This window comes from Clostridia bacterium, from assembly GCA_017405765.1.
Lineage (GTDB): Bacteria > Bacillota > Clostridia > Oscillospirales > RGIG577 > RGIG577.
Map to the genome: position 1 here is coordinate 78571 of JAFQZS010000007.1, position 9021 is coordinate 87591.

Genomic DNA, 9021 nt, shown 5'->3' on the forward strand with positions numbered 1-9021 from the left:
AAATACGCTCGCTTTGTCGGCCTAGACCTCGGCAAAATCCGCTTTTCCCCCGTTTTCGATATATATTTCCAAGCATATCTTTTATTTTTCGCGCAGATAATATGCGTGTAATCCGATGACGGATTAAATAATATGTTTGAAACAAAGCCCCAAAAGGGCGGACAGGAGATATTATGTCCCGTAACAACAGCAATAAGCTTTCGGTCCCGAAGGCCAAGGACGCCATGAACAGATTTAAGATGGAAGCGGCAAACGAGGTCGGCGTAAACTTAAATCAGGGCTATAACGGCGACCTTACTTCAAGACAGGCCGGCTCTATCGGCGGCCAGATGGTCAAGAAGATGATACAGGCTTACGAGGAAAGCCTGTCTAAATAACAAAGCGAATGCGGGAGGCGCAGGAAAGTTCCTGCGCCTTTGGCTTTCAAAAAAGGCGAACGATGAAAATGTCAGTGCATTTTCATAAAGAGTTTTAAATCATCTTTAAACAGGACTAAATATATTAGTCCATCGCTCCCGGTTTTTTGTCCCGCACGACCGGTCAGAAATGTTCAGTACACGCGAGAAAACCGCATTGTTGACGGGCATAAGCAAACGATCGGATACATAGCCGGGATCGTGATTTGAAGTGGATATTTACAAGAACTTGATTCATTCTTGTGGAATGTGATAAAATATAAAAAACATAATTCTGCTTTCCGGCGCTGTTCGGGTTTCGTATAGGAAAGCGCGAAAGAAACGATTCAGGAGGTATTTATGCCACATTTCAAAAGAATACTCAGCCTGTTTTTGGCCCTCTGCCTATGCTTCGGGTTCGTTTCGGTCTCCGCTGTCGCCGCGGACGGATCCGGCAGTCTCGGAAATTTTGCAAAGAATAACGTTTGGAACGATTCCCTGTTTGATGATGTGGCGGAAACGGACTGGTTTAACGAAAACATCCGGTCAGTCTATGAATACGGTCTGATGGTCGGTAAGGGAGAGGGAAGTTTCGCCCCCTCCGCCAGTGTCAGCGTCGCCGAAATACTGACCGTAGCCGCTCGCCTGCATGCGGTTTACCATACGGGAAGCGACGCTTTCGCTCCGACGGATCCGTGGTATGCCTGTTATGCCGCGTACTGTGTGGAGAACGGGATCGTCTCCTCTCTTCCGGAGGAAATGAACGCCCCCGCCGCGCGCGGTCTTGTCGCCGAAATTCTCTGCGCGGCATTGCCTCAGACAGAATATGAGGCGATCAACAGCGTAAAGGACGGATCGATCCCGGATGTGGCTGCGGACGATGTCTTCGGACCGGCGGTTTATCGGCTGTATCGCGCCGGGATCATGGTCGGGAACGATGAAGCGGGAACATTCGCTCCATATTCCGATGTGAAGAGGAGCGAGGTCGCGGCTATACTGACTCGGATCATCGATAAGCCCCTGCGAAAGAACATCACCCTCCCCGTTTCGGTATAGCCCTCAAATCTGACGTCTGGTTCGACATACTCCGGGGGCGGCGGAGGCGGGGGGCTTCCGTCTGACTGGCCCCCGAAGCCGGAAGATCCTGTCGACGAGCTGACGGCAGCCTATCGGAAGCTGGTCAAAGAGCAGACCAACTACCATCTTAAGGATACACGGGAAAACGTGTTGATTTACAAAACGTCGGTGGAACAGTATGACTATGATTATGACGGGCAGTTCATACGCGCTGTTTATCACAGCGACGACGATTTTTCGGAGGAAAAGTACTTCTTCAGGAATGACAGCGGTGAACTGGAATACGGTCTGATAAACAAGTTCGGTACGTGGTGCTTAATGGACGAGTTGGCTTTTAAGTACACCCGCTTCGATTTCCCCGTTTTCCCGTCGGATATCGATTCTTCTCTCTATGCAGATATCGGGGACGGATGGTATCAGGCGTCAGAGTCGTCGCGAAACGATGAAGCCACCCGTGTGATAAAGTATCTGTCGGACAAATACGAAGCGGGAACTTACACGGTCGAAGACTTCCGGATCCAGGTGAAGGACGGACGCGTTTGCGCGATGTTCCTCTCTTATACAAACGAGGTGTGGAACGGTACCACGACCCATACCGACACTTTCGAATTCTCCGACTTTGAAAACGTCGCACTCGATTTCCCCGAAAACTATGCCGTAACTATCACGGCTGCCGATTTGTTGGACAGCTGGCGTAAGGGTGAATCGATAGACGGTATGACGGTTTCTTTCTCCGGATATATCATCGGTTTCATGGATAACTGCCTCATCCTGATAGACAAGACCAATCGCGTGATCCCAGTGTATATCGAAGGGATCGATCCCTCCTCTATTGAGATCGGAGACTGCCTGGATCTGATCGGCACGGTCGACTGCGGCCGCTTCCGCGGCGGCGTACCTGTTATCGCAGTCGACGATCCCGATTTGGCGGAAGCTTATTACGGTTATCTTTACGGTATCCCGACCTCCGGCGACGATCTGGAGTCTCTGACGAAATCCGGTTTCGATCTGGTGGACTTTACGTGTCTGGTCGTTCCGGATATCCCGGACGAAGAGGAACTAAAAAAAGCGGATTATATGCTCTGTGTCAGCGACGCGTACGGACATGAGGCTTTCCTCTACCTCGGCGATCCCGACACGGCGCAGCAGTATCCGGATGGGAATGCCGCGCGGTTCCGGACTGAGCTTCGCGCATATGTCCATGAACTGCTCGAAGCTTCGGGCGGATCCGTGTGCGAACTGGACTTTACGTCCATCCTTCTTATGGACAGCTCCGTATTCGCTCCCATCCACGAAACCCAGTACCGAAAGTCCGACGGACCGGCTCTCATCATATCCCCCGCCGTCCTAACGATACGGTCGAACTCAGAGACTACTCTTAAGGAAGCGCTCGCCGGTGTTGCCGTAGAACACAAGAGCGGGAGCGGTGAAAAAACGCCCGTCCTTGAACTGGATTACGACTGCCCCGGCGGCTTTGATCCCGAAACGCCCGGCGACTATGAAGTCCGCGTGGTATACAAAGGGATCGAACTTAGCTGCACGATCCGGATACTCGACGCAAAAGACGGGGTGTATCTGGACAAAATGGCCGCGGACACACTGAAGGATCTGAAATATCAGGGGATATATCCGGGAGCGAGCCTCCCCGCCGATAAAAACGTGAACATTCTGGTCATTCCGATTCGGTTCAACGATTCGCCCGCGTATGACGTCGATCTCGAAACCGCGTTCAATTCAACAGACCACTCCACCGGCTGGTACTCGCTGCGGGAGTATTATGAGGAGGTATCCTTTGGCAAACTCCGTTTAAACGCCACGATCACGTCGCCCTTTGAGACCGGGATGGATACGAAAACCGCCAAAAGCACCTACCAGTATGACATGCCGGGAGAGATCGCAAAGCTGGCAATAGCACACATTGACAGCGAGGGGTTTGATTACTCCCGGTATGACCAGAACGAAGACGGCAATATCGATTGCGTCTATCTTGTTTATGACGCTCCGCTCGTCGATTCGTGGAGCGATTGGTGGAGCTACTCCAGTTATACTGTCGGAGGAGAGTTTGACGGGAAAAAGCTTGATCAGTACATTTGGATCAGCGAGGAGACCTTCCTGCGCGATTTCTGGACCTTAAGCGCGACGAATGCGCCTGCCGAGGATACTGACGGCGTTGCGCTGAACTGCAGAACACTTATCCACGAAACCGGCCACGCGCTTGGACTCGAGGACCTGTACGGCAACACGTGCAACCCGACCGGCGATACGATGATGATGTGCTCCAATTTGGGAGACCACGACCCGCTGTCGAAGATGATCCTCGGTTGGATCCAGCCGGCTTTTGACTACGCAAGCCCTCAGGAGCATCTGAAACTTCGGTCCTATACGACGACCGGTGACGCGCTGATCATTTCCCCCGATGAAGAGCAGAGCTATTTCAAGGAGTACTACACCGTGTCGCTGTATACGCCGGAGGGAGTCAACGAAGCTTTCAAGGACAAGAAAACAGGGCTTTTCTCAAAACCCGGCCTTGTTATATACCATGTCAGAGGCAAGCTGTCGGAAGAATATATCTCGTCAACAAGCTATTTCGAAGCATCCAACCGCAGCAATCATCTTGACAATGCCCTGATCCGGCTCATCCAAAACAACGGACGGGACACGCTGGGAGACGATAGGCTTGCCCTGGCGAGCGACGATGATCTGTATCTGCCGGGTGATTCCTATACCTTCACATGGGGGGAGGATTCCAGTGCGTCGTCGATGACCATGACCGTGAACAAAATCTATCTGGATGAAAACGGCGTATGGTGCGCGGACATCACGCTGAAATAAAGCCGATCCGACGCGCAAAGACGCAGAACTGAGAAAAGGGGCTGCAGCGAAATAAAAAATCGCTGCAGCCCCCCGCTGTTTATCGGCAAAATTGCATTATCTTTCTTATCCGCGCACTCACGTTATTGTGTTCGCTGTCTTTATGCCGCTAAGCTCGGAGGCTTCAAGTCCCTTGTACATATTGCCTGTCTCAAGCATAAGCTTAAGCTTATTTTAGCTCTTTTTAACGCTTGCGCGGCTTCCTTCAGACAATTTCACCACATTTTTCTCTCCCAGGCTGATATAAACCTGAGCATCCCTTCCCGTAGAGATGACGTCGCTGTCATGCAGCGTCATGCCCACGGACGGCTTTACGCTTTTTGAACCCGATTCCACTACAGAGGCCTCTCCCGAAAATCTTGTCAAATATAAAATAATATATTTCATGCTCTGCCCGATAAAAGTCGCACTTGATAATACGTTTTATTTATATTACTATATAAATAAAGTATTTTCTGTGCAAAATCACGCGAAAAAAAGCTTCCTGCAAACGAAGCAAATCATAGAGAGGCTTATTATGAAAAAAACTATATCACTTATTATGCTTGCGGCTTTCATGATCTTTTTATTTGCATCATGTTCCGGCGGCGATACGAAAAGCGAAGACGCGCCGGACATGTCGGCTTCCGCAGAGCCTTCGTTCGACGAGCTTCTTCATATAACGAGCGAAAGCTTTTCGTTCGTTGAATGGAGCGACGATTATTTTACCGTCCTTGCAACGTGCGAGTATTCTCTGCCCGCGCTTACCGACGAATGCGCCGCCGCCTATCCGAAGCTTGCGGCCTCCCTTTCAAAGAACAACGAGCTTATGAAAGAAAACATGGCGAGCGAATATGAAAGCAATATCGCAATGGCGCTCGAGCTCATAGAACTTTTAGGCGACGACTTTTACAGAAACGAGACTAAAAACGAATTCTACGTGCGCCGCGCGGACAGCCGTGCTTTAAGCCTTCTTTGCTTTGCCTATTCCTACACCGGAGGAGCACACGGCATGTACGCCTACTACGGCGTGAACTACGACCCGGAAAGCGGCGAGGAGCTTAATTTGACCGACGTTATTGCCGATACATCACTTCTTCCCGACGCCGTGCGCGAAAAGATGAGCGAGCAATGCGGCGACGCCGAGTTTTTCGACGACCTTGAAATAGGCGATTACGTTGCAGAGCATATCGATACGCTTTCGTGGACATTGGATTACGACGCCGTAACGCTATACTTCTCGCCCTACGAGATAGCGCCCTACGCCTACGGCGAGATCACGGTAAAGCTGCCGTTTTGCGAGTATCCCGATCTCGTTAAAAGCGAATACACGAATACGCCCGACGCTTACGCCGTGCAGCTTGTGGAATACCAGACTTTCTACTTTGACACGGACGGCGACGGCGCGCTCAATACGATCACTGTGACCGGCGATACCAATGAATACGGCTCATACACAGACTTTATGCTGACGCTTGACGATCAAAGCGTGACTGAAGATATAGAGTCTTACTCGTGGGATCCCGTTTTAATGCACACGGGCGAGGGCAAAAATTATATTTACATGTTCGGTAATACGCTTGACGGCTTTCCGACGCTCGTAATATATGATGTTTCCTCAAGTCAGCCTAAAAAAGTTGAAGAAGCGACATTAGGATTTGCGGCGATATACTCCGGAGCCGAAGCCGATGATGATGAAATATACCGTCAAATGGACGAGATACCGACTGACCCGAGCGCCCTCAGGCTCGATACGATAGTTTATGATATAACGATGGGACGCGGCTGGGATGTTTTCTCTGTAGACGAAAACGGTATGCCGCAGGCTCAGAACGGCTTCTTTACGATAACACTGCCCGACAGCTATAAGGTGCTTTCTGCTCTTTCGGTCTCTGTCATAGATGAGACGAGCGGCAAGGAATCGGAAACCATGACGCTTGAGAGGGGCGACATTGTGACGCGCGTTCGAACAGACGACGAGACATACAGCGAATTTTGCTTGTCCGATAACAAGACGGTCGTAAGAGCAAACTTTAAAACTCAGAGCGACGGAAATTATTTCGGCGATGCGCTTGCCAATGCGGTATTTGCGCCGTATTTCCCTGAATATGAGGACGACGAAACAAGCGAGGGAAGCGATCTTTCCGGCGGGCAGTGGAACCCGGTCGTTATACAGCGCCAAGCTATATTCGACGAGGGATGTATGTGCGGAGTAGTCTACTTGGGAGGCGTTGACAGAGAGGCAAACGATCTCGATGCATACCGCGCTTATTACAATTCGCTGTTTACCGAAAGCGGATATGCCGACGACTTTGAATTTCTCTTATCCGTTCCCGCCGATCATTTCGTATGTACGCCCGACGGCGAAGAGCTTTATCTTGTGATACCGTGCGACCCGGATGCGCCCGTTGCGGTAAACGAGCTTTATATCGGCGAAGAAAACGGTTCTGAGGGCGAGGTCGGAGAAATGATATATGAAAGCCGAAACGGCGCGCCGTTTCTCTTAAAGTGCAACGCAAGCGACATAATGCCCGACACGCAGGTGAGCATATTTGCGCCCGACGGCGAAACGCTTGTGTGGAGTCCGTCTATAAGCCTTATGGACGGCCGTGTCGTTACCGTCTCTGATTTTAAATACGTATACGATCTCACAGTTTATGAATAAATCAAAATAGGAGGAGCATAAACAAATGAATCAAGCCGTACTAAACATTCTTATCGTAGTAGGCATAATTGTTGCCGCAGCCGCAATTCTCAAGGCAAAGGGATTGCTCAAGTTCAAGCCGCTTGTAGACGAATTCGATATAAACTTATGCGAATATACGATACACGGCGGCCCCGATAAGCGCGACTTTGAGATAAGCTTAAAGCGTACTCTTGACTATGACTTCATATTGAATGCCCATGGCATAGACGAAGAAACGGGACGCGAAATATACGAAAGCTATCACCTCCCTCTTGAGGTAATGGACGAATTCAAGCATCTTTATACGTCCTACGATGTGGAGAGCTGGGGCAATCTGTCCTACAGCGAGGAGCCTGACGATAATGCGCCTACCGAAATGGTGAAGTTTGAAACGCCTTACGTTCGCACCACGTTTTACAGCAATATGGTATTTCCCGAGGGCAAGAAAAAGATATTTGAAGATACATATAAGCTTTTAAACAAATACAGAAAAAGAAAGCACATAAGCGAAAAATAAAGCTTTTTGGGACTTAGATGATATCATGAAATCGAAAGCTAAAAGAATATGTTTGACAGTCTTTATTGCGCTCATTATCATTGCGGCCGCCCTTGCAGCGGTAAACTTCCTTAAAACGCCCGAAATTTCGCCGGAAGATATAAAAGATTTTAAAGTCGAATACCGTGTTTACGGCGGCATGGAGGGCGAGGATATCGACATAATGCTTGAGCCTTCGCCCGACGGGCAGGCGCTTCTTACCGTTCATGAAACACTCTTCAACGGAGCCGAGGAGACAAACGAGACGCTTGTTGTACCGTATGAGGCGCTTGGCAGGATAAAGGCTGTTTACGCCGAGCGCAAAGTACCCCTCTGGGGAGAGCTTGGTGACAGCGAGTTCGTCGCTTTGGATGCGCCTACGATCTGCGTAACTTTTGTTGCCGACGGCAAAGAAACCGTGCTTTCAAGCGATGAAGAATTCCCCGAAAGCGGGACGGGGATCTTATATGAGATAAGAAGCATACTTTACGAATACAGAGAATAATACTATATGCAAAAAAGAAAGGAGATATTAAAATGGGATTATTCAGTAAGAAATCGTGCTCTATATGCGGCGGCGAGATAGGCCTTTTGGGCAACAGAAAGCTGGAAGACGGAAATATGTGCAAAAACTGCGCGGCAAAGCTTTCGCCGTGGTTCTCCGACAGAAGAAGAAGCACCGTTGCAGAGATCGAGGAGCAGCTTGCCTATCGTGAGGCAAACAAAGAGGCCGTGGCCGCATTCAACGCTACGCGCACATTCGGCGTCAATACGAAGCTTATTATAGACGAGGACGCAAAAAAGTTTGTCGTAACGCGCGAAAGAGATTTGATAAAAGCAAATCCCGACGTTATATCGTTTTCTCAGGTGACGGGCTGCGACCTTGATATAAACGAGCACCGCAGCGAGGAAAAACGCAAGGACAGAGAGGGAAAGCTTGTAAGCTATGTTCCTCCGCGCTTTACATACAGCTATGATTTCGATATGATAATACGAGTAAACACGCCTTACTTCGATACTATAAGATTCAGGCTGAACCCCTTGAGCATTGATATAAATCCCGACAATCCCGTAACTGCCGACCGCGCGCCCGATCCGCAGAATAACCTTGATTACCGCGAATTTCAGGATATGGCAAAGGAGATAAAGGAAGCCCTCACCGAGGTAAGAAACATCGCCCGCGAGGATGCTGCTCCCAAGGGCCCCGTAAAGTGCCCCGCCTGCGGCGCTCAGACCGTGCCTACAGCTTCGAACTGCTGCGAATACTGCGGCAGCGCAGTAAACTAGAATTATATACGTAAACAAAAAACACGCAGAGGAGCGCTCTTCCTCTGCGTAGGGTCTGTCCCAAAATTTGTGTAAAGCCCGAAGCATGGTGTAAAACAGAGCAAAAATAATATATTGCGGGAGGGCGGATTATTCCGGCCTCCCTTTCTTGCAGTATAAGCGGGAACGGAATGCATGTCAAGGGCGGCGGC

The 9021-nt window shown here is 49.9% G+C and carries 8 protein-coding genes; 7 read left to right on the plus strand and 1 reads right to left on the minus strand.

Features of this window, described 5'->3' with window-relative positions; all coding sequences use genetic code 11:
* Positions 1 to 173 precede the first annotated feature (173 nt).
* From IJG50_02060 to IJG50_02070, 3 genes are all read left to right on the plus strand, one after another.
* Complete coding sequence (locus IJG50_02060; GenBank protein ID MBQ3378631.1) at positions 174 to 377, plus strand: alpha/beta-type small acid-soluble spore protein; 204 nt, start codon at positions 174 to 176, stop codon at positions 375 to 377.
* 378 nt (positions 378 to 755) lie between these two features.
* Complete coding sequence (locus IJG50_02065) at positions 756 to 1451, plus strand: S-layer homology domain-containing protein (protein ID MBQ3378632.1); 696 nt, start codon at positions 756 to 758, stop codon at positions 1449 to 1451.
* A 168-nt stretch (positions 1452 to 1619) separates the two neighbouring features.
* A complete protein-coding gene (locus tag IJG50_02070) occupies positions 1620 to 4304 on the plus strand; it encodes a hypothetical protein (GenBank protein MBQ3378633.1) in 2685 nt (894 codons plus the stop codon).
* 213 nt (positions 4305 to 4517) lie between these two features.
* On the opposite strand, the gene IJG50_02075 is transcribed toward IJG50_02070, so the two are convergent.
* Entirely contained in the window at positions 4518 to 4679 is a 162-nt protein-coding gene (locus IJG50_02075; protein ID MBQ3378634.1) for a hypothetical protein, read from the minus strand.
* A 181-nt stretch (positions 4680 to 4860) separates the two neighbouring features.
* Between IJG50_02075 and IJG50_02080 the strand changes: the two genes are divergently transcribed.
* Genes IJG50_02080 through IJG50_02095 form a run of 4 tightly spaced genes read left to right on the plus strand, consistent with a single transcriptional unit; the run spans position 4861 to position 8830 of the window.
* Positions 4861 to 6987 (plus strand): DUF3298 domain-containing protein, encoded by a 2127-nt coding sequence (locus IJG50_02080; GenBank protein ID MBQ3378635.1) that lies wholly within the window; start codon positions 4861 to 4863, stop codon positions 6985 to 6987.
* Positions 6988 to 7012: 25 nt separating this feature from the next.
* Positions 7013 to 7525, plus strand: coding sequence for a hypothetical protein (locus IJG50_02085; protein ID MBQ3378636.1), 513 nt, complete (start codon positions 7013 to 7015; stop codon positions 7523 to 7525).
* 52 nt (positions 7526 to 7577) lie between these two features.
* On the plus strand, positions 7578 to 8048 hold the full coding sequence (locus tag IJG50_02090; protein ID MBQ3378637.1) for a hypothetical protein: 471 nt from the start codon (positions 7578 to 7580) through the stop codon (positions 8046 to 8048).
* 32 nt (positions 8049 to 8080) lie between these two features.
* The gene (locus tag IJG50_02095; GenBank protein MBQ3378638.1) at positions 8081 to 8830 is read left to right on the plus strand and encodes a DUF4428 domain-containing protein; all 750 of its coding nucleotides are present in this window, start codon (positions 8081 to 8083) and stop codon (positions 8828 to 8830) included.
* Positions 8831 to 9021: the final 191 nt, after the last annotated feature.

What these genes read in the sequence shown, in the direction of transcription:
- IJG50_02060 (MBQ3378631.1), top strand. Translation starts at nt 174, where the DNA reads ATGTCCCGTAACAACAGCAATAAGCTTTCGGTCCCGAAGGCCAAGGAC.
- IJG50_02065 (MBQ3378632.1), top strand. Translation starts at nt 756, where the DNA reads ATGCCACATTTCAAAAGAATACTCAGCCTGTTTTTGGCCCTCTGCCTA.
- IJG50_02080 (MBQ3378635.1), top strand. Translation starts at nt 4,861, where the DNA reads ATGAAAAAAACTATATCACTTATTATGCTTGCGGCTTTCATGATCTTT.
- IJG50_02085 (MBQ3378636.1), top strand. Translation starts at nt 7,013, where the DNA reads ATGAATCAAGCCGTACTAAACATTCTTATCGTAGTAGGCATAATTGTT.
- IJG50_02095 (MBQ3378638.1), top strand. Translation starts at nt 8,081, where the DNA reads ATGGGATTATTCAGTAAGAAATCGTGCTCTATATGCGGCGGCGAGATA.